Source organism: Albidovulum litorale (genome assembly GCF_025751495.1).
Lineage (GTDB): Bacteria > Pseudomonadota > Alphaproteobacteria > Rhodobacterales > Rhodobacteraceae > Albidovulum > Albidovulum litorale.
Window position 1 is genome coordinate 752,059 of sequence record NZ_JAOWKZ010000003.1, and the last position, 24,568, is coordinate 776,626.

At 61.6% G+C, this 24,568-nt stretch carries 23 protein-coding genes; 8 read left to right on the top strand and 15 right to left on the bottom strand.

Going from position 1 to position 24,568, the window contains the following annotated elements; genetic code table 11:
• Positions 1-132 precede the first annotated feature (132 nt).
• From prpE to OEZ71_RS14620, 3 genes are all read left to right on the top strand, one after another.
• Positions 133-2,025 (top strand): propionate-CoA ligase PrpE, encoded by a 1,893-nt coding sequence (prpE, locus tag OEZ71_RS14610; RefSeq protein ID WP_263740729.1) that lies wholly within the window; start codon positions 133-135, stop codon positions 2,023-2,025.
• A 323-nt stretch (positions 2,026-2,348) separates the two neighbouring features.
• Positions 2,349-3,725, top strand: coding sequence for an ATP-binding protein (locus OEZ71_RS14615; protein WP_263740730.1), 1,377 nt, complete (start codon positions 2,349-2,351; stop codon positions 3,723-3,725).
• Positions 3,722-5,101, top strand: a complete 1,380-nt coding sequence (locus OEZ71_RS14620) for a sigma-54-dependent transcriptional regulator (protein ID WP_263740731.1) — start codon at positions 3,722-3,724, stop codon at positions 5,099-5,101. The genes OEZ71_RS14615 and OEZ71_RS14620 overlap by 4 nt, the downstream gene beginning before the upstream one ends.
• 4 nt (positions 5,102-5,105) lie before the next feature.
• Here OEZ71_RS14620 and OEZ71_RS14625 read toward each other — a convergent pair whose 3' ends face one another.
• Positions 5,106-5,867 carry an NAD kinase gene (locus OEZ71_RS14625; protein WP_263740732.1) on the bottom strand — a complete coding sequence of 254 codons (762 nt, stop codon included), beginning with the start codon at positions 5,865-5,867 and terminating at the stop codon, positions 5,106-5,108.
• A 106-nt stretch (positions 5,868-5,973) separates the two neighbouring features.
• On the opposite strand from OEZ71_RS14625, the gene OEZ71_RS14630 reads away from it, so the two are divergent.
• Both OEZ71_RS14630 and glyA read left to right on the top strand, forming a co-directional pair.
• Positions 5,974-7,413, top strand: coding sequence for a multicopper oxidase family protein (locus OEZ71_RS14630; RefSeq protein ID WP_263740733.1), 1,440 nt, complete (start codon positions 5,974-5,976; stop codon positions 7,411-7,413).
• 146 nt (positions 7,414-7,559) lie between these two features.
• Positions 7,560-8,855, top strand: a complete 1,296-nt coding sequence (glyA, locus tag OEZ71_RS14635) for a serine hydroxymethyltransferase (protein WP_263740734.1) — start codon at positions 7,560-7,562, stop codon at positions 8,853-8,855.
• Positions 8,856-8,968: 113 nt separating this feature from the next.
• Here glyA and OEZ71_RS14640 read toward each other — a convergent pair whose 3' ends face one another.
• Together OEZ71_RS14640 and OEZ71_RS14645 are read right to left on the bottom strand one after the other, a co-directional pair.
• Positions 8,969-10,777, bottom strand: coding sequence for a CAP domain-containing protein (locus tag OEZ71_RS14640; RefSeq protein ID WP_263740735.1), 1,809 nt, complete (start codon positions 10,775-10,777; stop codon positions 8,969-8,971).
• Between the two features lie 200 nt (positions 10,778-10,977).
• Complete coding sequence (locus tag OEZ71_RS14645; RefSeq protein ID WP_263740736.1) at positions 10,978-11,334, bottom strand: hypothetical protein; 357 nt, start codon at positions 11,332-11,334, stop codon at positions 10,978-10,980.
• 95 nt (positions 11,335-11,429) lie between these two features.
• Between OEZ71_RS14645 and OEZ71_RS14650 the strand changes: the two genes are divergently transcribed.
• Positions 11,430-12,203 carry an alpha/beta fold hydrolase gene (locus OEZ71_RS14650; RefSeq protein ID WP_263740737.1) on the top strand — a complete coding sequence of 258 codons (774 nt, stop codon included), beginning with the start codon at positions 11,430-11,432 and terminating at the stop codon, positions 12,201-12,203.
• On the opposite strand, the gene OEZ71_RS14655 is transcribed toward OEZ71_RS14650, so the two are convergent.
• Together OEZ71_RS14655 and OEZ71_RS14660 are read right to left on the bottom strand one after the other, a co-directional pair.
• A complete protein-coding gene (locus tag OEZ71_RS14655; RefSeq protein WP_263740738.1) occupies positions 12,192-12,374 on the bottom strand; it encodes a hypothetical protein in 183 nt (60 codons plus the stop codon). The two genes, OEZ71_RS14650 and OEZ71_RS14655, sit on opposite strands and share 12 nt — an antisense overlap.
• A gap of 72 nt (positions 12,375-12,446) precedes the next feature.
• A complete protein-coding gene (locus tag OEZ71_RS14660) occupies positions 12,447-12,749 on the bottom strand; it encodes a hypothetical protein (RefSeq protein WP_263740739.1) in 303 nt (100 codons plus the stop codon).
• 59 nt (positions 12,750-12,808) lie between these two features.
• On the opposite strand from OEZ71_RS14660, the gene OEZ71_RS20245 reads away from it, so the two are divergent.
• Positions 12,809-13,021 (top strand): entericidin A/B family lipoprotein, encoded by a 213-nt coding sequence (locus OEZ71_RS20245; RefSeq protein ID WP_318527845.1) that lies wholly within the window; start codon positions 12,809-12,811, stop codon positions 13,019-13,021.
• A gap of 544 nt (positions 13,022-13,565) precedes the next feature.
• On the opposite strand, the gene OEZ71_RS14670 is transcribed toward OEZ71_RS20245, so the two are convergent.
• The gene (locus OEZ71_RS14670; RefSeq protein ID WP_263740740.1) at positions 13,566-14,579 is read right to left on the bottom strand and encodes a GlxA family transcriptional regulator; all 1,014 of its coding nucleotides are present in this window, start codon (positions 14,577-14,579) and stop codon (positions 13,566-13,568) included.
• Positions 14,580-14,713: 134 nt separating this feature from the next.
• Here OEZ71_RS14670 and OEZ71_RS14675 point away from each other — a divergent pair, with 134 nt between their 5' ends.
• Positions 14,714-15,721: a GlxA family transcriptional regulator gene (locus OEZ71_RS14675; protein WP_263740741.1), complete on the top strand. Its 1,008-nt coding sequence runs from the start codon at positions 14,714-14,716 to the stop codon at positions 15,719-15,721.
• A gap of 107 nt (positions 15,722-15,828) precedes the next feature.
• Here OEZ71_RS14675 and OEZ71_RS14680 read toward each other — a convergent pair whose 3' ends face one another.
• From OEZ71_RS14680 to OEZ71_RS14720, 9 genes are all read right to left on the bottom strand, one after another.
• Positions 15,829-16,260, bottom strand: a complete 432-nt coding sequence (locus tag OEZ71_RS14680; protein ID WP_263740742.1) for a hypothetical protein — start codon at positions 16,258-16,260, stop codon at positions 15,829-15,831.
• Between the two features lie 370 nt (positions 16,261-16,630).
• Complete coding sequence (locus tag OEZ71_RS14685; protein ID WP_263740743.1) at positions 16,631-17,059, bottom strand: hypothetical protein; 429 nt, start codon at positions 17,057-17,059, stop codon at positions 16,631-16,633.
• Positions 17,060-17,159: 100 nt separating this feature from the next.
• Complete coding sequence (locus OEZ71_RS14690; RefSeq protein ID WP_263740744.1) at positions 17,160-17,903, bottom strand: glutamine amidotransferase; 744 nt, start codon at positions 17,901-17,903, stop codon at positions 17,160-17,162.
• Positions 17,900-19,060, bottom strand: a complete 1,161-nt coding sequence (locus OEZ71_RS14695) for a M20 aminoacylase family protein (protein ID WP_263740745.1) — start codon at positions 19,058-19,060, stop codon at positions 17,900-17,902. Before OEZ71_RS14695 ends, OEZ71_RS14690 begins: the two co-directional genes overlap by 4 nt.
• A gap of 66 nt (positions 19,061-19,126) precedes the next feature.
• Entirely contained in the window at positions 19,127-20,458 is a 1,332-nt protein-coding gene (locus OEZ71_RS14700; RefSeq protein WP_263740746.1) for an NAD(P)/FAD-dependent oxidoreductase, read from the bottom strand.
• Positions 20,459-20,469: 11 nt separating this feature from the next.
• A complete protein-coding gene (locus tag OEZ71_RS14705; RefSeq protein WP_263740747.1) occupies positions 20,470-21,288 on the bottom strand; it encodes an ABC transporter permease in 819 nt (272 codons plus the stop codon).
• The gene (locus OEZ71_RS14710; RefSeq protein ID WP_263740748.1) at positions 21,285-22,181 is read right to left on the bottom strand and encodes an ABC transporter permease subunit; all 897 of its coding nucleotides are present in this window, start codon (positions 22,179-22,181) and stop codon (positions 21,285-21,287) included. The genes OEZ71_RS14705 and OEZ71_RS14710 overlap by 4 nt, the downstream gene beginning before the upstream one ends.
• Before the next feature lie 10 nt (positions 22,182-22,191).
• On the bottom strand, positions 22,192-23,346 hold the full coding sequence (locus tag OEZ71_RS14715; protein WP_263740749.1) for an ABC transporter ATP-binding protein: 1,155 nt from the start codon (positions 23,344-23,346) through the stop codon (positions 22,192-22,194).
• Positions 23,347-23,394: 48 nt separating this feature from the next.
• Complete coding sequence (locus tag OEZ71_RS14720) at positions 23,395-24,477, bottom strand: polyamine ABC transporter substrate-binding protein (protein ID WP_263740750.1); 1,083 nt, start codon at positions 24,475-24,477, stop codon at positions 23,395-23,397.
• Positions 24,478-24,568 lie beyond the last annotated feature (91 nt).

Consider the following 24,568-nt stretch of genomic DNA (forward strand, 5'->3'; position numbering starts at 1 on the left):
AAAAATTTGCGAAAGATTTGAGAAAGGTTCTGCAAATTTATTGCACTCCTCGGCCTATGTGACCGGTAACGGCGTTGCGCGGGCGCCCTGCCGTCGCGTAACACTGCTCCAAGCTTTGGAGGAGGCACGACCATGGGATATTCCGAGATCTATTCCGGCTGGAAAGCCGATCCGGAAGGCTTCTGGATGCAGGCGGCGGAGGCCGTCGAATGGGAACGGAAACCCTCGCGCGCGCTTTTTGCTGAGAATGCTCCGATCTATGAATGGTTCTCCGACGGCATGGTCAACACCTGCTGGAACGCGGTCGACCGCCACGTCGCGGCGGGGCGCGGCAAGCAGGTCGCGATCATCCATGATAGCCCCATTACCGGTGCCAAGCGCGAAATCACCTATGCGGCGCTGCAGGACCGAGTCGCGAGCCTCGCGGGGGCGTTGAAGGCCAAGGGTGTCGAAAAGGGCGACCGCGTTATCATTTATATGCCCATGGTGCCCGAAGCGGTCGAGGCGATGCTGGCCTGCGCCCGGCTTGGCGCCATCCATTCGGTGGTGTTCGGCGGGTTCGCCGCTCATGAACTGGCGGTCCGCATCGACGATGCGACTCCCAAGGCGATCATCGCGGCCTCCTGCGGTCTCGAACCCGGCCGGGTCGTCCATTACAAACCGCTGGTCGATGCCGCCATCGAACAGGCCAAGCATAAGCCGGACTTCACGCTGATCTTCCAGCGCGACGAGGAAGTGGCAAAGCTGATCCCCGGCCGCGATTTCGACTGGCATGAGGCGCAGGCAGGCGTGGCACCTGCCGATTGCGTGGCGGTGGAGGGCAATCATCCGGCCTATATCCTCTATACCTCGGGCACGACCGGCGCGCCCAAGGGCGTCGTCCGCCCCACGGCGGGCCATCTGGTTGCGCTCAACTGGACCATGAAGGCCATCTACAATGTCGATCCCGGCGACGTTTTCTGGGCGGCCTCGGATGTGGGCTGGGTCGTCGGGCATTCCTATATCTGCTACGCGCCGCTGATCGCGGGCTGCACGACCATCGTCTTTGAGGGCAAGCCGGTGGGCACGCCCGACGCAGGGACCTTCTGGCGGGTGATCTCCGAGCACAAGGTGAAAAGCTTCTTCACTGCGCCGACGGCGCTTCGCGCCATCAAGCGCGACGACCGTGAGGGCGAGTTCATCAAGAAATACGACCTGTCTGGAATGAAGGCGCTGTTCCTGGCCGGCGAGCGAGCCGACCCGGACACGATCCAGTGGGCGCAAAACCATCTTGGCGTCCCCGTCATCGACCATTGGTGGCAGACAGAGACCGGCTGGGCTATCGCGGCAAATCCGCTTGGGATCGAGCAACTGCCGGTCAAGATCGGCTCGCCATCGGTCGCGATGCCCGGCTTTGACGTGAAAGTGCTGGACGAAGGCGGCCATCCGGTCGCGCCAGGCACGCTGGGCGCCATCGCGGTCAAGCTGCCCCTGCCCCCGGGAACCCTGCCGACGCTCTGGAATGCGGAAGCACGTTATCGCAAATCCTACCTCACCACATTCCCCGGCTACTACGAGACTGGGGATGCAGGGATGATCGACGAGGACGGATACCTCTACATCATGGCGCGCACCGATGACGTCATCAACGTCGCGGGCCACCGCCTGTCGACCGGCGCGATGGAAGAGGTTCTGGCCAGCCACCCCGATGTTGCCGAATGCGCAGTTATCGGGGTTGCCGATCAGCTCAAGGGCCAGATGCCGGTGGGCTTCCTCTGCCTCAACAAGGGCTCCAAGCGTGAACACGGCGATGTTGTGAAGGAATGCGTGAAGCTCGTGCGCGACCAGATCGGTCCCGTCGCGGCCTTCAAGCTGGCCACTGTCGTCGACCGGCTGCCAAAGACCCGTTCGGGCAAAATCCTGCGTGGCACGATGGTCAAGATCGCTGATGGCGAGGACTACAAGATGCCCGCCACAATCGACGATCCGGTGATTCTGGATGAGATTACAGTTGCGCTGAAAGGCATTGGCTATCCCGCAGGCTGATCGAACCGCAACAATGTCGGGCGGGGCCGGGTACTAGTTCCGCGGCTCTGCCCGACATGGCGTTTCAGACAGGTTGGCGTAGAAATTTTCCTCGCGTACAACCAAGCTATCATGCAACCGAAACTTGTATTCGATTGTCCGTGTAGCATTGTCAGGTGGGGTGGTTGTTAACGATGCGGGGCGACGATTCCGAACAAGACCCTGCGGACTCCCGGCCCGCCGATCAAGGCCGGATGATATTGCTCGGCCATGACCTGCGCGCAGCAGTTTCGGATATTATCGGCGGCCTTCGGCTTGTTGACCAAAACGGTCTGGACGACGCGATGCGCCTGCAATTGGAACGTGTGCGCGCCTCTGGCGAAATCGTCGCCCGTCTGCTGGAGGACGGCCTGTCGATGATGCTCGGCGAAGACGACTTCGCCGCCACGCATCCGGCCAATCTTCAGATGGGCCGCTTTCTCTACGATATCGAAATGCGCTGGTCTGGCCGGGCAAGTGAAATGGGCCTTCGGTTTCAGATGACCCGGGGCCCGGATGTCCCCGAAGTGCTGACGCTCGACCGGATCGCCTTGGAACGGGTGATATCCAACATCCTGTCGAACGCGATCAAATACACCGATACCGGTACGGTCACGCTCGATGTCAGCATGTCCCAAGCCGGCGCCTTGCAGATCGCCGTGACCGATCAAGGCCCGGGCTTTTCCCCCGAAGCATTGGCCCGCCTCTTCGAATACAAGGGCCGACCGGACGGAAATGCCAAGCCCGGTCAGGGTCTTGGCATGCATATCTCGAAACACATGACCGGCAGGCTCGGTGGGTCGATCAGCGTCGAGAACCTTCCAAGGCGGGGCGCACGCGTCGTCCTTGAGCTTCCTCCGGACACTTGGACCATCGCGCCACCCGATGCGATGGTGGAACTGCCAGATCTGAGCCGCACCTCGGTGCTTATCGCCGAAGACAGCTCCACCAATCAGGCGATCATCGGTCACATGCTGGCCAGAATGGGCGCCCGCTTCGAAATCGCCAATGACGGCATCGAGGCGCTGCGCTGGCTTGAGCGCAAGAATTTCGACCTGGCGCTCATTGATATCGAGATGCCAAGGCTGATGGGGCTTGAAGTGATCCGGACGGTTCGGGCCAGCAACTATCTGCACTCCAAGATGCCGATCATTGCGATTACCGCCTATGTCCTGCGTGCGAACCGGGATGCGATCTACGCTGCGGGTGCCGATGCGATACTGGCCAAGCCCTTTGCCGGAATTGAGACATTCGGGCTTACGATTGCGAAGGTTTTGAACGGCCCGGGCATCTCGCCCGGGGGCATGGCGCAGCCTAAAGACCCCGGTGTGGATTTCGACCGCGACTGCTTCGACAGGCTCATAGAGATTGCCGGCCCTCAGGCGGCAATGGAACTGCTCGCCCGCCTCCACAATGATCTGAGCAATTGCGAACGCAATCTCGTCGCCGCCCTTGCCGACAGGAACAAGTCGGCACTCAGGGCCGAAACCCATGTGCTGATCGCCCTTGCAGGCGCGGTTGGGGCCGTACGCCTGCAGGCATTGGCGCAGGCCATGAACTCGGCCGCGCATCACGACGATCAGGGGGACTTGTCGGCGCTCGGAGGCGAAGCACTCACTCATCTGGACCGGCTCATTCACTTCATTGCACAGGAACGGTCGCGCCAGGGAGATACGGCATGACGGACCGGCCATTGCTGCTCGTGGAGGATACGCAGTCCTTGCAACTCGTTTACGAGGCCGTTCTTCGCTCAGCGGGTCACGACGTCGTCTCTGCTGCCGATGCCAGTTCGGGTCTTGCAGCCTTCAAGAAACTGCAGCCTCCGGTCGTCCTTCTCGATCTGATGTTGCCTGACCGGGACGGGCTGGACCTGATGCGCGATTTCCTAGCGATCTGCCCCGATACCCAAGTCATCGTGATCACCGCCAATGGCTCCATCAACAAGGCGGTGGCTGCGATGCGTGCCGGAGCGCATGATTTCCTTGTCAAACCGTTTGATGAACAGCGGTTTCTGTCTGCGATTGACAATGCGCTCAGTTCGAAAGTCCGAAATGGGACGGACAACAGACCCGGCCACGACGCCCTTGAGTTCGCGGATTTCATTGGCGACTCTCAACCGATGCGGCGGGTCTATGCCAAGATTAACTCAGTCGCGCGGTCTATGGCGACGGTGTTCATCACCGGCGAAAGCGGAACTGGCAAGGAGATCTGCGCGCAGGCCGTGCACGATCATTCCAGCCGCGCTGACGGGCCCTTTGTGCCGCTGAACTGCGGCGCGATCCCATCCGAACTGCTGGAATCGGAGGTGTTCGGTCATGTCATGGGCTCGTTTCCCGGCGCGATCAGCGATAAGCCGGGCGCGGCGGCGGAAGCGCATGGCGGAACGCTCTTTCTCGATGAAATCTGCGGGCTGGATCTAAACCTTCAAACGAAACTGCTGCGCTTTCTTCAGACATCCACTATCCAGCCGGTTGGCGCGACACGGTCGCGCAAGGTCAACGTCCGCATCATCTGCGCGACGAACCGCGACCCGCTGGAAGAAGTTCGGCGCGGACGATTCCGCGAAGACCTCTACTATCGCCTGCATGTCGTACCGATCCATATGCCGCCATTGCGCGACAGAGGCAGTGACGTTCTGGCGATCGCGGATGCCGCACTGGAACGGTTCGCAGCCGAGGAAGGCCGGACCTTCGAGGCATTAGACCCCGATGTCGCGTCCCTGTTCCGCCGCCTCACATGGCCCGGCAATGTACGCCAGCTTCTCAACGTGATCCGCCATGTCGTCGTGCTGAACGACGGGCCCGTGGTCACTCGGGACATGCTGCCGTTCGAGTTGCACCACGAACTTGAGCATCCCGAAACACCGCCTGATCTCGGCGAAAGACCGCGCGTTACCTTGGATGGCCTGATCGGGCGGACATTGGCCGAGGTGGAGCGGATGGTGATCGAGGAAACCATCGCTACCCATGGCGGCTCCATTCCGAAGGCGGCGCGGGTGCTGGATGTGTCACCCTCCACACTCTACCGCAAGATCGATAGCTGGAAGTCGGACAGCTGAAGAATCAGACGAACTGCTCGCGCGTCAGCCGTTCTTCAAGGCCATGTCCGGGGTCGAAGAGGATGCGGTGACGGATCGTGGGTTCCGACCGCACCTCCACTGACACGACGTTCGGGGCTGAGCGGCCATCGGCGTCGGCCATGACGGGGCGTTTGTCGGCATCGAGCACATCGAAGCGTACCACGGCGGTTTTCGGCAACAGCGCTCCACGCCAGCGGCGGGGCCGGAAGGCGGCCATTGCGGTCAGGGCCAGAACTTCGGCGCCGATGGGCAGAATTGGTCCATGGGCGGAATAGTTATAGGCGGTCGACCCGGCGGGCGTACAGACCAGCGCCCCGTCGCAGACCAGTTCCTCCATCCTGACCTTGCCGTCGATGGTGATCCTGAGCTTCGCCGCTTGCGGGCCTGCGCGCAGAAGCGAGACCTCGTTGATCGCCAAGGCCTCGCGGATGGAGCCGTCTGCCGTCTCGGCCCGCATTGCGAGCGGGTTGATCAGCTCCTCCTCGGCAGCGGCCAGCCGTTCGCGCAGCCCCTCCTCGCCATATTCGTTCATCAGGAAGCCGATCGTGCCGCAGTTCATGCCATAGACAGGCACGTCCATCGCCTGTGTCGCGTGCAGGGTCTGAAGCATGAACCCGTCGCCGCCTAGCGCGACAATAACATCGGCCTTGTCAACCGGGACCGAGCCGTAGACCGCAGTCAGTTTGGCTAACGCCTCCTGTGCGACCGGGGCATCGCTTGCCAGAAATGTGATACTCTCAGCCAAAGTCAGCCCTAGCCCCGCATTCGTTCCTGATGCATTGATTCACTGACGGGACCGCGAAGACAACCCCATCCGGCCGTCCGGGGTCGGTTTCATGAAAGCTTTGCCGATGCAGAAAGCACCTCGTTTGTCTCGCCGCGCCACACTGTTGGGGCTGACCGCGCTTGCCGCACCCGCACTGATCCGGCCACGTAACGCCCTTGCCGCGACCGGCAGCCCATTCGTCCAGCCACGGCTCAACGAAGGCAGGATTGAGGACGGCCGCCGGGTCTTCGACCTGACTGCCGCCCCGGGCGTGCATGAATTCCGCCCCGGCATCGCCACCGACACGATCGGCATCAACACAACCTTCCTCGGCCCGCTTCTGGCAGCCCGCGCGGGCGACCGGCTGCGGATGAATGTGACGAACGGGATCGGCGAGCCGATGACGCTGCATTGGCACGGGCTTCACCTGCCCGCCGCCGCCGATGGCGGCCCGCATCAGGAAATCGCGCCGGGCGCGGTCTGGTCACCTGAATTCGACCTGATGCAGAAGGCCGGAACCTTCTGGTTCCACGGGCACCAGCATGAAAAGACCGGCGCCCATGTATGGGCAGGTATGGCCGGTGTCTTACGGGTAACTGACGACGAGGAAGCCGCGCTGCCCCTGCCCCGAACCTATGGCGAAGACGACTTCACCCTTGTTCTGCAGGACCGCCGCTTCGACGCCAATGGCCAGATGCCTTATGCAATGAACATGCATGACAGGATGGCGGGGATGCAGGGCGACGTGATGCTGGTGAACGGTCAGACCAGCCCTGTGCTTGCGGTCGATGCCCCTCTGATCCGCCTTCGTATCCTCAACGGAGCGAACGGCACCTTCTACGGGCTGCATTTCGCCGACAATCGGACGTTTCACCAGATCGCCTCAGACGGCGGGCTGCTGACCGCGCCGGTGCCCATGCAGGGCACGATCCTCAGCCCCGGGGAGCGGGGCGAGTACCTCGTCGATGTCTCGGATGGTGCGGCGGCGATGCTGCGGGCGGAAACCTTCGGCGCCGAGGTCGCGATGATGGGCACGACCGGAACGCCCGACGTGATGGAAATCCGGCCAAGATCGGCCCGCCCTGCGCCAACCCTGCCAGCGCGGCTGGCCGACGTACCGCCACCACCCGATGCCACGGGCGAGGATCGGCGGTTCGATCTGGCCATGACCGGCATGGGCATGATGGGCGATTTCACCATCAATGGCAGGCGTTTCGACCATTCGCGCATCGACTTTACAGTGCCGCTCGGTGCGACGGAGACCTGGACCTGGACCAACACCACGCCAATGCTGCACCCGATGCATATCCACGACGTGCAGTTCCGCATCCTGTCGCGCAACGGCCAGCCGCCCGCGCCGCAGGAAACCGGGCTGAAGGATACGGTCCTGATCCGGCCACAGGAGACGGTCGCTCTAAGGCTGTCATTCGCGGACTATGCCGACCCGATCCATCCCTATATGTACCACTGTCATATCCTCGAACACGAGGATGCCGGGATGATGGGCCAGTTCACCGTGGTCTGAACCGAACCGCTTGACCCGAGGTCAGCAAAAAGTTTCCTATAGTGGAATTCGTTTCGCGTGTGAGCCAAAACATGTCGGATTCCACGCTTCCCGGCCCAGCCCTCCTCCGCTACAACGCGCCCAACTTCAGCCCTCAGGAGACGCCTATGAACGCCCCGCAACGTGACTCCGGTTTCTTCACCGAATCCCTCGAAAGCCGCGACCCCGAACTTTACGGCTCGATCCGGGATGAACTTGGCCGCCAGCGCGACGAGATCGAGCTGATCGCATCCGAAAACATCGTTTCTGCCGCCGTGATGGAGGCGCAGGGTTCGGTGATGACGAACAAGTATGCCGAGGGCTATCCCGGCAAGCGCTATTATGGCGGCTGCCAGTTCGTCGATGTTGCTGAAAACCTCGCGATCGAACGGGCCAAGCAGCTCTTCGGTTGCGCATTCGCCAACGTCCAGCCGAACTCGGGCTCGCAGGCCAACCAGGGTGTGTTCAATGCGCTTCTGAAACCGGGCGACACGTTCCTCGGCATGAACCTCGCCTCCGGCGGCCACCTGACCCACGGCGCCGCGCCGAACCAGTCGGGCAAGTGGTTCAACGCCATCCAGTACGGGGTTCGCAAGCAGGACAGCCGCATCGACTATGACGAGGTCGCCGCGCTTGCCAAGGAACACCAGCCGAAGCTGATCGTGGCTGGCGGCTCGGCTATCCCGCGTGTCATCGACTTCGCTAAGTTCCGCGAGATCGCAGACAGTGTCGGCGCGCTCCTGATGGTCGACATGGCGCATTTCGCCGGCCTCGTCGCCGGTGGCCAACACCCGTCGCCCTTCCCCTATGCCGATGTCGCCACCACGACGACGCACAAGACGCTCCGTGGGCCGCGCGGCGGCATGATCGTCACGAACAACGAAGAGATCGCCAAGAAGGTAAACTCGGCCATCTTCCCAGGTATTCAGGGCGGCCCGCTGATGCATGTCATCGCCGCTAAGGCCGTGGCCTTCGGCGAGGCGCTGCGCCCGGAGTTCAAGGCCTATGCCGCGCAGGTCGTGAAGAACGCACAGGCGCTTGCGGATGAGCTGATGAAGGGTGGGCTCGACATCGTTACCGGCGGCACTGACACCCATGTCATGCTGGTCGACCTGCGTCCGAAGAAGGTGAAGGGCAACGAGACCGAGAAGGCACTTGGCCGCGCCCATATCACCTGCAACAAGAACGGCATCCCGTTCGACCCGGAGAAACCGACGATCACCTCGGGCGTCCGCCTCGGCACCCCTGCCGGCACCACGCGTGGTTTCGGTGAGGAGGAGTTCCGCCAGATCGCGCGGATGATCATCGAGGTTGTCGACGGGCTGGCCGCGAATGGCGAGGATGGCAACGGCGCGGTCGAGGAGAAGGTCAAGGCGGAAGTCGCCGCGCTCTGCGCCCGCTTCCCGCTCTATCCGGGGCTCTGAACACTCCAAGACGTAAGAAAAGCCCCCGCGCTTGCGGGGGCCTTTTTGTTTGCGGGCCTGCTGGTGTGCCGCGCCGGGGTAACCGGCGCGGCGTTGTCAGTCGGCCGTCATGATCAGACCATGAGCGTCATGCTGTCGCCAAGCGTGATCAGATCGCCACCCCAGACCAGCAGCGCGGCATCGTCGCCGAATTCGAGAAGCTTGCCGCCGCCGCAGATATCGGCGGCATTGTCCACGACATCCTGCAGGGTCTGACCTTCGGCCAGAAGAGCAGGATCAATCTCGAACGCATCGGTGCCTGCCTCGAAGTCGAGGATCATGTCCCAGCCGCCGGTGAAGATGAAGGTATCCGCCCCCGCGCCGCCGATCATGAGGTCATGTCCCTCGCCACCATCGAGCCGGTCGTCTCCGCCCTGCCCGACCATGAGGTCGTTGCCGCAACCGCCTTCGATCTGGTCAGCCTCGTTTGTGCCAAAGAGCCAGTCGCTCCACGGCGTCCCCTTGACGAGGTTCAGTTCCGGGTCGGGCGTCGGTTGCGGATCGGGTGTCGGCTCGGGGTCAGGCGTCGGCTCGGGGTCGGGCGTCGGCTCCGGATCGGGCGTCGGCTCGGGGTCGGGCGTCGGCTCGGGTTCGGGTGTCGGCTCGGGTTCGGGTGTCGGCTCCGGGTCGGGCGTCGGCTCGGGTTCGGGTGTCGGCTCCGGATCGGGTGTCGGCTCAGGATCGGGTGTCGGTTCCGGATCGGGTGTCGGTTCCGGATCAGGCGTCGGTTCCGGATCAGGCGTCGGCTCGGGGTCGGGCGTCGGTGTGCTGCCATCCGCCATTGCATCCAGTTCTGCCGCTGTCAGCGTCCCGTCGATAAACCGGAACGTCTCGACATTGGTGTAGGTGTCGGTACCGTCCGCCGAAGTCACGACATAGCTATTGGTCGCGCGGGACACCTGAATGTCGGTCGTCGCGGCATTAATGACCACCTCGTCCCCACCGGCACCGCCGTCGATCACATCATCCCCGGCCCCGCCGTTGATCACGTTGGCGCCATCATTTCCGGTCAGGATGTTGGCCGCATCGTTGCCGGTCAGGTCCAGATCAGCGACCCCCAGAAGCCGCGCATCGTCGAAGCCTGAAACCAGCGTCAGATCAGCCGAGCTCAGCACTTCGGACCCGTTCACCACATCAAGCTTCACATTGCCTGCCGACAGGTCGACGCTGACCTTGCCGTTGCGGCTGCCCGATGTCAGCGACACCTCGGTATCGGCCGCGCCCGAGGCAAGCTTCAGCGCATACCCCCCGGCCTGTTCCGAGACCGCCTGCTGGCCTCCGACCGAGATGGTCGTACCACCCCTACCCTCTCCGAGCGAATAAAAGGCGTCATTGTCGGCATCGTCATAGACCACGCCGGTAAGAAAGACGTCGCTTCCGTTATCGCCGAAATTCTCGGTGATGACCGAACTGTGCTGGTACTGCCGGAACGGTCCGGTTTCATGTCCGACGCCGATCTCGGAAAACCCGTCATTCATGATCGCCGTGCGGTGGCCTGCGCTTTTCAACAGACCTTCATGCTGCGCGCGGATCGTGTTGTTCATGTCGAGCGCGCCGGTCGAGGCCTGGTAGGAGATGTTCTCGCCGGAGCGGGAGCCGGCCCCGAGGTCATATCCGGCAGCCTCCATCCGGTCGCCCGGATCGGACCCGCCCACGCCCCGATGGTCGAAGGTGCCGGTCGTCCGCATCCAGTCCGAGTGATCCTCCGCCGCCTGGGCCAGCACGTCATTCGGCGCCAGGACCTGCTTCGGCGCCCCGTCGATCGTGCCGGGGGCAAGCCCGTCATTCAGGCCGATGCCCGCCCGCGCCGGTTCGCCCTGCGGGTCGAGACGGGCGCGGTTGATCAATTCGATCATCAGCTGCTCTGTTTCGCTATGTGCCATGTGTTTTCCTTTCGGCTGCCCCAGCCAAGCGGCACAGGACGGCATCGGGAACCAGCGATCAAGACCGGAACTAATTTGGAGGGGATGGCGAGCGAAGAGGCGCGGATCGGGGCGTTGAACATACACAACCCTCCGCCTTGAAACGAAAATCCGCCAATGGATTCAAAAGGTTTCGGCAGATGCCTGCCGAATGCGCCCGATCAAAGCCACCAGATCAAGATGAGAACCGTGGCCACAAGGACGGCAAAGACCGCAAATCCCGCGCTCTCAAGCACATCAAGGAACAATGCGCGCCGACGCTCCAACGCGCCGAGCGGCTTCAGATGGGTCAGGCATGCGTGATAGGCATTGGCGATACGGGCCTGATCGAGCTGCATCCTGAGTTTCGGAATCTGGTCCTGTTCGCTTGCGTGAAGCAGGTATTCCGCCTCTCGCCGGACCTTTCGCGGAAGCAGGCGTCCGCCCCGCCGCAACTTTTCGGCCAACCCTTCGCCGCGAATGCGAAGCCGGGCTTCGATCAGCCCGGCAACGTCATCTGCCATCTCGGTCACGGTCACGGCCGACACCCCTTACCCCCGCCCGGCAGGTTAGCGTCGGGCAGGCCGTGTCGCAATGGTCTGGAAGCCGCTGCGCCGCCGGTTTAGGAAGAGCCATGCTCAGATACATCGAATACGGAACCGCCACCGATCTGCCGACGCTCCTTATCGTGCACGGGCTTTACGGCTCGGCACGGAACTGGGGGGCTATCGCACGCCGCATGGCATCGGACCGGCGCGTTGTCGCGGTGGACATGCGCAATCATGGCGAAAGCTTTCATGCGCCGAGCCATAGCTATGCCGACATGGCCGGTGACCTTGCCGGTGTGATCGGCGAGATTGGCGGACCGGTCGATCTGGTTGGCCATTCCATGGGTGGCAAGGCCGCAATGCAACTTGCATTGACGCAGCCCGAGTTGATCGGGCGGCTGATCGTGGCCGATATCGCGCCGGTTGCCTATGGCCACAGTCAGGCGCATCTGACCCAGGCGATGCGGCGGCTTGATCTGACCGGCCTCACTTCACGCAGCGAAGCCGATCAGCGGCTCACGGCAGAGGTGGACGACCCCGGTGTTCGCGCCTTCCTTCTGCAATCGCTCGACCTGAAATCCGACCCGCCCCGGTGGCGGCTGGCGCTCGACGTGTTGGAGGCCGAGATGGACAAGATCACCGGTTGGCCGGGAACCAGCGGGCGCTATGACGGGCCGACGCTGTTCCTGACAGGTGCATTGTCAGACTATGTCCGCCCCGAATATCGGGACGGAATCAAACAGCTTTTCCCCAAGGCGAAGTTCGCCAAGCTGCCGGGCGCGGGCCATTGGCTGCATGCCGACCGGCCACGGGAATTCGAGGCCGCACTGAGGACCTTCTTCGGCCATTCAGATAGCTGACAATTTCTTGGTAACCTCCCAGGCGACTGGCAAGGCCACGATGGCACCGATCGCCGCAGCGCCGATAATCGGACGCGTTCCAAACATTCCCATAGTCAACGCCGCGACAATGGCCGATCCGGCCAAGGTTACCGAAGCAAGCGTGTATATGACAGAAAACAGCCTGATCATGGGCCTCTCTCTTTCTCAGCGCGCGTTCGGTTGCTGCCTACACGCGGCAGGGCGCAATTTCCTTGATCTGGGTCAGACGCTGCAATCAAGGTCGAGCCGTGCCTCACCGGTATCGCCCGGAATCCGCGTTCGCATCGAATTCGGGATGACCCGGCAACCGGTGGTGAATTCCACCGCCTCCTCCATCAGCCGCGGCACGGCTGCGCGCTGCGCCCGCTTCAGGTAACCCATCCGCACCACTTCAGCCTGGCTGCCCTTGTGAAAGACGATGAAGTCGATTCCGCCCCTTGTGACCTGATGCCGTTCGGCGCCGAAGAACTGCGGCGCGGGCGAGGCGCACGCGGCGAGAAGAAAAAGGGCGAAGAGTAGGCGCATAAGCGCAGGTTCGCCCAACGGGGTTAACAGCGTCTTAACTTCCGCTCAGGTCAGGCATCATGCGTGACGGCCTCTTGACCGCTGTCGTCGATGGGGTCAAACCGGGTTTGACCATCAAGCATGAGGCCAAGGTGAAGAACCGTCTTATCCTGTTCCTGTTCACAACGCTCGCACTTGCCGCCTGCGAAACCGTCAAGGGCGCCGGACGCGATATCGGAACCGCCGGTGACGCGATCAGTTCGACCGCAAACAAAGTGCAGTCGCAGCTCTGACTTTCCGGTCGGTTCAGAACTAATTTCCGAACTGCCCCGCAAGACCGATTGCGGCAGATCCTATGCTGCTTCCGGGGGTGGTAGGCGACGCAGTCAGTGCCACTGTCGAGCCAAGCCGATACCCTGCGCCGGGTCGCTGGCTGTCATAAATCGCGTAAACCCCGATGAGCACCGCTGCGGCAGCGAGTAGCTTTGCCATGGGAAACCTTCCGTTCCTTCATCGGAAACGATAGCGATGAAATCAGGCGGTTTTGGGACAATTTCGGGCCGCAAAAGGTCCCCAAAAACGACTAGCGGGGCCATCGCCACCGATGACCCCGCCGGTCAACCACACTACGGAAACAAAACTCCGAAACTCGCACTACTATTTCGGTAATCTATAACAGTACTTACTCGCTATAGGTGCATTAGGCGCTCATATTCAGGATTCGGAAACTAGGATTTTGGGACATGTCTAAAAGTTAGTTTTTCTACGATTTCACCATCGGATATGGGCACGAACCATGAAAGCGCTGATGAGCGAGAAGAAAAGCCGCACGGAATCTCAAACTGTTTTGGACAATCGTGTCGCCCGCGTCTTCCTGTCCTGACGCCACACCTCTGGCGTTACGCCCTCAACGGTCCGAAAAACCCGGATCAGGTGCGAGCTGTCACAGAATCCGGTTTCAGCAGCAATGTCGGTTACGGACCGGCCATCTCGCTCCAGCAGCGCGCGAACCTGTGCCAGCCTGATCCGTAGTCCGGCATCGGCTGGTGTCATTCCGAGTGCCGCCTTGAAGTGGCGTTCGAGCTTTCGTCGGCTCACCCCCAGCCGCTCGGCAAGCCGGGACACCGGAAGCGGTGTATCCTGCGTTTGCTGCATCCAGAGTAGCGCACGTTTGACGAGGGGATCGCTCGCCGTCAGATCCAGTGGCAAACCCGGCTGCGGGCGCTCGGCTGCGACCGCCTCGTCCATGATCATGATCGACAGGCTTTTGCGTGCGGCGGCCCGGCCGATGTGGCGATCGACCAGAAACGCCGCAAGATGCGCGGTGGACGCACCACCCGAACAGGTCAAGCGATCGCGGTCGACGACGAAGACCTGATCTGAAATCGGGATCAACCCTTCAAACTCGTCCAGAAAATCCTGACGGTGAAACCAGCTGACGCAGCACCGGTAGCCCTGCATCAGACCCGCCCGGTGAAGAATAAAGGCGCCGGTGCAAAGACCGATCAGCGGCACTTTTGCCGCCGCCGCCGCTTGCAAAAACGCCGTCACCTCGGATCCAACCTGTTGCGCTCCGCCGATCAGGCCGCCGGCGACGACGACGTAGTCGAACCGCCGGGGATCGCCCAAGCGTTCTTCGGGCTCGACGGCGACCCCACAACTGCTTTCCACGGGTTCGAGTGTCGGTGCGATCAGGCGCCAACTGCACAAGATCGGCCGCGACCGGTCTCCCTCGTCAGCCGCAAGGCGCAGGACATCAATAAAGTTCGCGAGCGCCGCCAAGGTGAAGCGCCGCGCGGGGATTATTCCGACCCGCAAACGCGGGCGTGGCAGGGCCACGGGTTCGGGCATGTGGGCCTCTCGTCAAGTTGACGCATATCTAACGCCATTATGCCGCAAATATCCAATCACGAATCTCGGAAATGCCGCACCTAGCGCGGAACGCTCGCATCCGCCCGGTGCGGCCAGTCAGGGAGGCCCGTCACATGTCTCACCAAAGCCAGATCCGTGCACTTCACAAGGTCAGTCTTCCCGCCCGGGAAGAGGCCGCGACCGGACAGCGATTCACGTTCCTCTTGATCGACGGCTTCGCCCATCTGCCGCTGGCTTCCGCGCTTGAGCCCATGCGCCTTGCCAATCAACTTCTGGGAAACCGCGCTTATTCCTGGCGGATTGCAAGCCTGACCGGCGCCCCGGTCGTCTGTTCCTCCGGGCTGACGATGATGACCGACGGCCCATACAGTCCGCTCGGGCGTGGCGACACGCTCGTCGTCATCGGCGGGTCCTCACTGCGCCGGAACCCGGACCCGCGTCTCAGCCACCTCTTGAGACGGGAAGCGGCGCACGGTGTCCGGATCGGCGGTTTCTGCATGGGGGTCTACGCGCTGGCCCATGCCGGTCTGCTCGACGACGAAGAATGCGCTGTTCACTGGGCCGATATCGACGGTTTCGGCGAGGAATTCCCCAAGGCCCGTCTCAGCCGCAACGCGTTCGTCATGAGCCGCCGTCCAACCGCGCCGGGGGGCGCAGTCGCCGCCGATCTGATGATGCATCTGATTGCCGACACACACGGCGCTGAACTTGCGACCCGGATCGCCGACCTGATGGTCTGCAACGGCGTGCGCAGCCCCAAGTCGCAGCAAAAGGTCTCGGTCCAGTCACGATACGGTATGCGCAATCCGCGTCTCGTAAAGGTGCTGAAATGTATGGAGGCAAATCTTGAAACGCCGCTGACGGCGCAAGAGATCGCCGATATCGCCGCCATGTCGATCCGGCAGACGGAACGCCTGTTTGCCCGCTATCTCAACACCACGCCGATGAATTTCTATGCCAACATGCGGCTGGAAAAGGCGCATACGCTGCTGTCGCAGACCGAGCTTTCGGTCACCGAAGTCGCCGTAGCCTGCGGCTACAAATCGACGTCGCATTTCACCAAGAGTTTCCGTCTCGCATACGGCGTTACACCGAAACGGATGCGGGCCGTCGGGAACTGATCGGCATACGGAGGCAAGAACCAATGCGATCGGCTCCGCGAAAACAATATTTTACATGATGTCCGGAATGCCTGCATAGGCAATGGAAATACTTCGGGTTTGGTCGGTCAGAACCGAATTCCCCCGCTTGGCCAAACGATGCGGGCAGTTCCGCCTCGGGATTTTGGGGTCGGAACGCCCGTATTCCGACACGTTGACTCTCCTGCTTCCAGTCCAGCCTTGGACCGCACCTGGTTGAAAAAGCTGATATCCCGCAAAATGCGCTTCCCGTTGAGTTCTACGACCGCCCTGCGCAGCATGCGCCGAATGCCGACCGCGCTGCTCGCATCGGGGAAATAGGACGCGCCGCACACGGCAAGCTGGCCACCATTGTTGAACACGATCCAGCGATATTCGTATGCGCGACCGTATCCGCTCACCGTTATCGAGCCGCCACCGAACGAGTCGTCAATTGAAAGTACGAATTCCTCTGCGGCCATCACCGGCGCCGCGACTAGAAAAAGTGCCGCCACTGAACTTACGATCTTGTCGAAATTCATCGCCCCCTCCCATGCCAGTCACTCTTAAGAGCGTATCCAATGACTTAAGGTCGAACCTTGACGCCGATCACCCTGTGGACAAGTCACCAAGCTATAGACTTGCGAAATCCTCATTATGCATTCCGGCCAGCAGGCGCCGCTGACACGACGGCGAGGATCAGGGGGATCAGCACCATCGGGCGAGAAATCTGCGTCGCATGTCTCCAACATCGTCCGCACACAGCATTACCCCAAGCCGACATGTGCTGTCGGAAACGGAGCGAAAAGGTCACTTCATCGCAGCTTCCGGATAACGCCTTGACGCGCAGCCCCCGGGTCTGACCCGGGGGCGCATACTGCCGTTTGTCGCCATTCAGAGGGCTACTAAGCCCTAAAACCGGACGAACCCGCTGGGAAATTTGACATCGACGTCAACATCTTCGGATATCGGTGTTGGAAAGCCTGTCATGACACAATTTGCCGGGCCGACTTCCAGCGCCGCTTCGGACCGGACCTGAGAAAAGAAGCTTAGATCGCGGACCACTTTACGCCCGTTGATCCGTACCTCTGCCTGCCGCAACAGGCGTCGAACACCGACTGCACTGCTCGCATCCTGGAAATATCCAGCGCCACAAACGGCAATCTGTCCCTGCTGATCCGAAAGCAACATCCGATAGACATACCCTTTGCCATAGCCGGGAAATGTGAGTGAACCGCCGCCGAAGCGCTGATCGACCGGCATCTGAAATTCACCGGCGGCCATTGCAGGCGCGACCAGCGACAATGCAAGGAAAGCGGCTGCAACCGTTCGAAACCTCATTGAAATACTCCATAATCAGTAAACGTAATCAAATGGATATATCTATGGCTTGAATTTTCAAGCGGATATCACGCATCGGTTGTATGGCGTTGCGCACGGTTCACGGCGTCCGGTAGCGCTCGACGAAATTTCGAAGGATAATCTCGGGCATATGCACGTCGCTTGCCCGGCAAAGAGCAATGAGACGGTCGGCATCCTCGGGCGGGAAATAGCCCTTGTTGCGATAGATCCGAATGCGCAGTTCGAACCCGTCGCTGTCGGCTTCGGGGTGGAACTGGGTGGCATAGACATTCCGGCCATAGCGGATCATTTGATAGGGACATGGGTCCGAGGACAGCAGGTGAACTGCCCCGTCGGGCAGGGCCTGCAACGCCTCCTTATGACCGACAAAGGCCTGAAACCGTGCGGGCAACCCGGACAGGAGCGGGTCCCCTGCACCGTCCGGCGTCACTTCGCACAGGGTCGCGCCGACCGGCTCGCCAAACCTCTCCTTGCTGACCGGCCCTCCGAGATGATGGCCCAAAACCCCAATCCCGTAGCAGCATCCCATGAACGGAAAGTCGCGCCCCGTGATTTCGGGCATGAGGCCCAGAACCGCACTCTCGATCCGCTTCTCGACCGGCGACTTCTCGTCCGGTGCGTCACTGACGCAGCCCGGTCCACCGCCGACGATCACGCCGGAATAATCCGACAGGTCCAAATCGGTGGGAATCGCGTCTAGATCCAGACGGATGCGATGCACGTCATCCGCTGCCAGTCCGCCCTTTTTGAGGAAGGCCGCGAATTCATCGTCCGCCGCCTCGGCCTCGGGGCGGAGTTGCAGGATCAGGAACGGCTTTGTCACGCGGGCATCCGCTCCTCGACGATACCGGCCCACCAGGAGCAGCCCGCCGGGATCGCGTCATCGTTGAAGTTGTATTCGGGGTGATGGACCATCGCCGTATTGCCATTGCCGACGAGGATATAGGCGCCCGGCCGTTCCTCCAGCATATAGGCGAAATCCTCGCCGCCCATGATCAGGGGCGCGGTGCCGCATGCGCCCGAGACCTTTTTCGCGACGCTGGCGGCAAATTCGGTCTCGGCCTCGGAATTCACCATCACCGGATAGCCGAGCATGTAGTTGACCTTTGCTTTCGCCCCATAGGCATCCGCCGTCGCCTCGGCGATCTTGATCACGCGCTCGCGCGCCAGCTTGCGTACATCCCGGTCGAGCGTCCGCACGGTGCCCTTCAGTTTCACTTTCTGAGGAATGACGTTGAAGGCCTTCGACTCGGTCTCGAAACTGGTCACCGAGACGACAACCTGACTGACCGGATCGACATTGCGGCTGGCGATGGTCTGCAGCGCGATCACGATCTGGCTGGCGACGACTGTCGTGTCGATCGTCTCATGCGGCTTGGCGGCATGGCCACCCTTGCCCTCGATGTCGATCTCGAACTGGTCGGTCGCGGCGAAGAAAGCGCCCGGACGGATGGCGAAGGTTCCAACTGGCACGCCCGGCCAGTTGTGCATACCGTAGACCTCCTGAATCTTGAACCGCTCCATCATCCCGTCTTCGCACATCTCGCGCCCGCCTCCGCCGCCCTCTTCGGCAGGCTGGAAGATCACAACAACCGTGCCGTCGAAATTGCGCGTCTCGGCCAGGTATTTGGCGGCCCCCAACAACATCGCCGTATGGCCATCATGGCCGCAGGCATGCATCTTGCCGGGCGTTTTGGAGGCATAGGGCAGACCCGTCGCCTCGATGATCGGCAGCGCATCCATATCGGCGCGCAGGCCAATGACCTTGCCCTTGGTATCGGACTTACCCTTGATCACGCCGACAACGCCGGTGCGGCCAATCCCCTCGACCACCTCGTCGCAGCCGAAATCGCGCAAAAGGCCGGCGACCTTGCCAGCCGTCCGGTGGGTGTCGAACAGAAGCTCCGGATTCTCATGGATGTCGCGCCGCCATTCGGTGATTTCCGGCAGAAGCTCGGCGAAGCGGTTCTTGATGGGCATGGGTATCGACCTTCGGATTGAATGCGGCAGGATCGTCGGCGAAATCGCCCCGGGCCGCAAGGGTGGTCAGCGGTCGATGAGCCCGTACCAGCTATAGGCCATCGGCAGGAGCATCCGCCGGAAGCGGCCAAAGGGGAACCGTGCGGGAGGTGCTGCCATCAGCGCAGGCACGCCCCCCTGCCCTGTTGCAAGGCCAGCCAGAAGCTTGCCGGTATAGGAGCCGAGCGCAACGCCATTGCCGTGATAGGCAAAGCCCGCCCAGGCATCGGGCCAGTCGCCAATGGGGCCGGCATAGGGCGTTAGGTCACGCGAGAGGCAGACGAAACCCGACCAGAAATGCGGCGTCTCGACATGGGCCCAGGCGGGAAACATCCTTTCGAAGTTGGCACGTATCTTCGCCTTCATTTGCGAAAGTGCAGTCGCGGATGCGCTGGTCCCGCCCCGCATACCGAAGAGGAACCGCCGGTTCGGCATCAGGCGGAAGTAATGTAACAGGCGGCGCGTATCGTAGGCCATCAGATCGCTCGACCAGCCTTGCGCCGCGATCTCTTCATCACTCATTTCCCGCGTCACCAGCACGGCCGATTGTGCCGGAAGGTAGCGTCCGGCCATCCAGTCCGGCACATCATCGCTCGAGTAACCATTGGTCCCGATGATCAGCTTTTTCGCGATGAGAACGCCACCCGGCGTGGTCAGTCGGTATTCGCCATTCTCCCGCGTCACGCCGCTGACCGGCGAGCCTTCGAAGATGCGCGCGCCAGCCTCGCTCGCCGCGCGGGCAAGGCCGAGAACATATTTCAGTGGGTTGAGCGCAAAGCCGAGGGGGAAGCGGATCGCACCGTGAAAGCCCGGCCCGGCCAGCCCTTCACCCGCCAGTTCCGCAGGCCCGATTACATCGACCTTCACACCGTAGCCGCGCTCCAACGTCTGAGCTTCCTCACGCAGCACCTCGAAATCTTTCGGCCGGTGCGCCATGACCGCCTCGCCACCGCGCGAATGGGCATCGGCATCGACCGAATAGCGTTCAAGGAAATCCGAGACATGCTCGGCCGAGGCGATCTGTGCCCGGTGCCAGTCTGCCATGCCGTCAGCCCCGAAACGCCGCGTCAGCACGGAATCGCTGGCCTTGGTGCCACCGATACAGGCAAAACCGCCATTGCGGCCCGAGGCGCCCCAACCGATGCCGTTAGCCTCCAGCACTGCGACATCCGCCCCGGCATCGCGGGCCAGATGCAGAGCGGCGGTCAGACCGGTATAACCGCCGCCAATGACCGCAACCTCGGCCCGCACCTCGCCCTGCAGCGCCTGACCGCGCGGCGGGCGGGCAATGGTGGTTTCCCAGTAGCAGTCCGCCACCGGGCCATCGCCATAACCATGCTCTTCGTAGATACGCTTCATTGTAGCGGCGATCAGGTCCTGACCGCCGCCTGTTCATCCGCGCGCTGCTTGGCAATCGACCGCTTGGAGATCAGCGAGGCGGTGATCACACCCACCGTCACGATAGAAATCATGAGCGTCGACAGCGCGTTGATTTCCGGGCTGACGCCAAGGCGCACAGACGAAAAGATCTTCATCGGCAAGGTCGTAGAGGACGGACCCGCCGCAAAAGACGCAATGACGAGGTCGTCGAGCGACAGCGTGAAGGCCAGAAGCCAGCCAGAGATCACCGCGGGGGCGATGATCGGTAGCGTCACCGACTTGAACGCGTCGAAGGGCGTACAGCCGAGGTCCAAAGCGGCCTCTTCCAGTGACTGGTCGAAGGTCACCAGCCGTGATGAGACAACGACCGAAACGTAGCACATCGTGAAGGTCGTATGCGCCAGCACGATCGTGGTCACGCCACGGTCTAGCCCGATGGCGATGAACAAGAGAAGCATCGCCAGACCGGTGATCACCTCGGGCATGACGAGCGGCGCATAGATCATCCCGGAGAACAAAGTCCGCCCCCGGAACCGCCCGGCCCGAACCATCACATAGGCTGCCAATGTCCCTAGGATCGTCGCCAGCGTTGACGACAGCACCGCGACCTTCAGCGTCACCCAGGCCGCGTTCAGGAACGCGTCGTTCTGCAACAGTTCACCATACCACTTGGTCGAGAACCCGGCCCAGACCGTCACGAGCTTCGACTCGTTGAACGAGAAGATCACCAGAATGATCATCGGCAGGTAGAGGAACGTGAACCCCAGCGTGAGCGAGGTCGCGTTGAACCATGTGAACTTGCGGTTCATAGCCCGGCCTCCCTCTGCTTCTGCTCGTTGCGCTGGAAGAGGATGATCGGGATGATCAGGATCAGCAGCAGCACGACCGCCACCGCAGAGGCCACCGGCCAGTCGCGGTTGGAGAAGAACTCTTCAAACAGCACCTTGCCGATCATCAGGGTCGAGGACCCACCCAGCAGCGACGGTATGACGAATTCACCCAAGGCCGGAATGAAGACGAGGAAGCAGCCCGCAATGATACCCGGCTTCGACAGCGGGATTGTCACCAGCCAGAAGGCCTGTGCCCGCGAACAGCCCAGATCCTCGGCCGCCTCGATCAGCGACCCGTCAAGCTTTTCCAGCGCCGAATAGATCGGCAGGACCATGAAGGGCAGGTAGGTATAGACGATGCCGACATAGACCGCGACGTTGGTGTTCAGGATCGTCAGAGGGCTGTCGATCAGTCCGATCCCCATCAGCGCCTGATTGAGGAACCCTTCGTTCGACAGGATGCCGATCCACGCATAGACACGGATTAGGAACGAGGTCCAGAAGGGCAGGATCACCAGCATCATCAGCGTCGGACGCCATTCGTCCGACGACTGCGCCATTCCGTAAGCGACCGGATAACCGACCAGCAGCGTGATCAGGGTCGCAATCGCCGCGATCTTAAGGCTGGAGAGATAGGCCGAATAATAGAGCGCGTCGGATGCAAGGAACGTGAAGTTCTCGAAATCCAGATCACTGAAGAAGCTTTTGACCCCCTCCCATCCCGCCGACAGGTCCAGTTGCGGCGTGTAGGGCGGGATCGAGATCGCGTAGTCCGACAGCGCGATCTTGAAGACGATCGCGAAGGGGATGAGGAAGAAGACCAGAAGCCAGGTATATGGCGTCAGGATCAGGAAGAGGCGGCGGAAGTTCATGGCCGCCTCCTCAGTTCAGGAGGACAACGCCGGCAGTATCCGTGAAGGACAGCCAGACCTTGTCATCCCAGGAAATGTCACGCCGCGCGATGCGGCGGTCGTTGGCGACCTGCGCCTTGATCATGCGCCCACCTGCGACCTCGACCTTGTAGGTGGAGATATTGCCGAGATAGGCGATGTCGTGGACCGTGCCTTCGATCACGTTGGCCTTGCCCTCGGGGCGATCCGAGGAAATGGCGACTTTCTCGGGCCGGATCGCGAAATGAACCTTCGTGCCGGGCGCCACACCTTCGGCGATGCTCGCCGATATCTCGGGCTGCCCCTCGGCCCAGGCGATGGCGACCTTTCCATCGCCTTTCGGCGTCGCGGTGCCCTCGACAATATTCACATCGCCGATGAAGTCCGCCACGTAAACCGAATTGGGCGTTTCATAAATCCGATCCGGCGTATCGACCTGGATCATCTTGCCATGATCCATGACCGCAACACGGCTGGCGACCGTCATCGCCTCTTCCTGATCGTGGGTCACGATCACGAAGGTGGTGCCGGTCTTTTCCTGAATATCCATCAGTTCAAACTGCGTGTCCTGACGCAGCTTCTTGTCGAGCGCGCCGAGGGGTTCGTCGAGCAGCAGGAGCTTCGGCGCCTTGGCCAGCGACCGTGCAAGCGCCACGCGCTGACGCTGACCGCCCGAAATCTGATGCGGCTTGCGCTTGGCGAACTTCTCCAGCCGGACAAGTTTCAGCATCTCTTCCACCCGCGCCGGGATCTTCTCCTTCGGCATGTCCGAGCGCTTCAGGCCGAAGGCAATGTTTTCCCAGACGCTGAGATGCGGGAAGAGCGCGTAGCTCTGGAACATCATGTTCGTCGCCCGCTTGTTCGGCGGGATCGGAGCGATATCGACGCCGTCCAGCAGGATCGTGCCCTTGGTCGGTGTCTCGAACCCCGCCAGCATCCGCATCAGCGTGGTCTTGCCGCAACCGGACGGACCGAGAAGCGCAAAGAACTCCTTGCGGTAGATGTTCAGCGTCATGTCGTCGATCGCAGTGAACTCGCCGAATTTCTTGGTGACGTTCTTGAACTGGATCAGCGGTTTTTCGTTCGGATCGTTCCAGGGCGCAAAAACCGGGCGGTTGGCGGGCTGGGCCATGATATCCTCATGCATGGGGAAAGCCCCGCGCCGGTGGGCGCGGGGCAGACTGTGGATGGGCGATCAGGTGCCCGACTTGATCTTGGTCCAGAGCCGCGTGACGTTGCGGTTGACCTTCGGATCCCAGGTCGTGGTCGTGTAGAGGTTGTTGACCGTTTCCTCGTCCGGATAGATCGCCGTGTCGCCGATCACATCCTCGTTCAACAGAGCCTGCGACGCCATGTTGCCGTTGGCGTAGTAGACGTAGTTCGAGGCAGCCGCCGCGTTGTTCGCGTCCATGATGAAGTTGATGAACTTGTGCGCGGCATCCGCGTTCGGCGCATCGACCGGGATCGCCATCTGGTCGAACCACATCAGGGCGCCTTCCTTCGGGATGTGATACTCGATCTCGACCCCGTTATCGGCCTCGGCAGCACGGTCGCGGGCCTGAAGGATGTCACCCGACCAGCCGAAGGCCACGCAGATGTCGCCGTTGGCGAGCGCGTTGATGTATTCGGACGAATGGAACTTGAGCACGTGCGGTGCAATCGCGGTCAGGACCGGCTCCACCTTCTCGATCGTCTCATAGTCCTGGGCGTCCGATTCCTCGCCAAGATAGGTCAGCGCGGCCGGAATGACCTCGGTCGGAGCGTCGAGCATGTGGACGCCGCACGACGCGAGCTTTTCCATGTTCGCCGGATCGAAGAGCAGGGCAAGCGAGTTCACCGGCGCATCATCGCCAAGAACTTCCTTGACCTTGTTGATGTTCACGCCGATGCCGGTCGAACCCCACATGTAGTTGACCGAGTATTCGTTGCCGGGATCGTACTTCTCGGTCCGCTCCTCGATCGCATCCCACATGTTTTCAATGTTCGGAAGCTTCGACTTGTCGAGCTTCTGGAACGCTCCGGCCTGGATCTGCCGCGACAGGAACGTGCCGGACGGCACGACCACGTCATAGCCCGAGCCGCCCGCGAGCAGCTTGGTTTCAAGGATTTCGTTCGAGTCGAACACGTCGTAGATCAGGTCGATCCCGGTCTCTTCCTCGAACTTGGTCAGCAGTTCCTCGTCGATGTAGTCCGACCAGTTGTAGACGTGGACCTCTTCGGCGCCAGCCGCTCCGGCCGCCACAAGGGCCGCCGCCATCGTCATCCCCGTAAACTTCATAGTACCTCCTAGTGAGTTTGATTCGACGGCCATTCGGGGCCGCCTGTCGGTCTTTGCCTTCTTGTCGCTCTATTTTGATCAAATTTTGCGA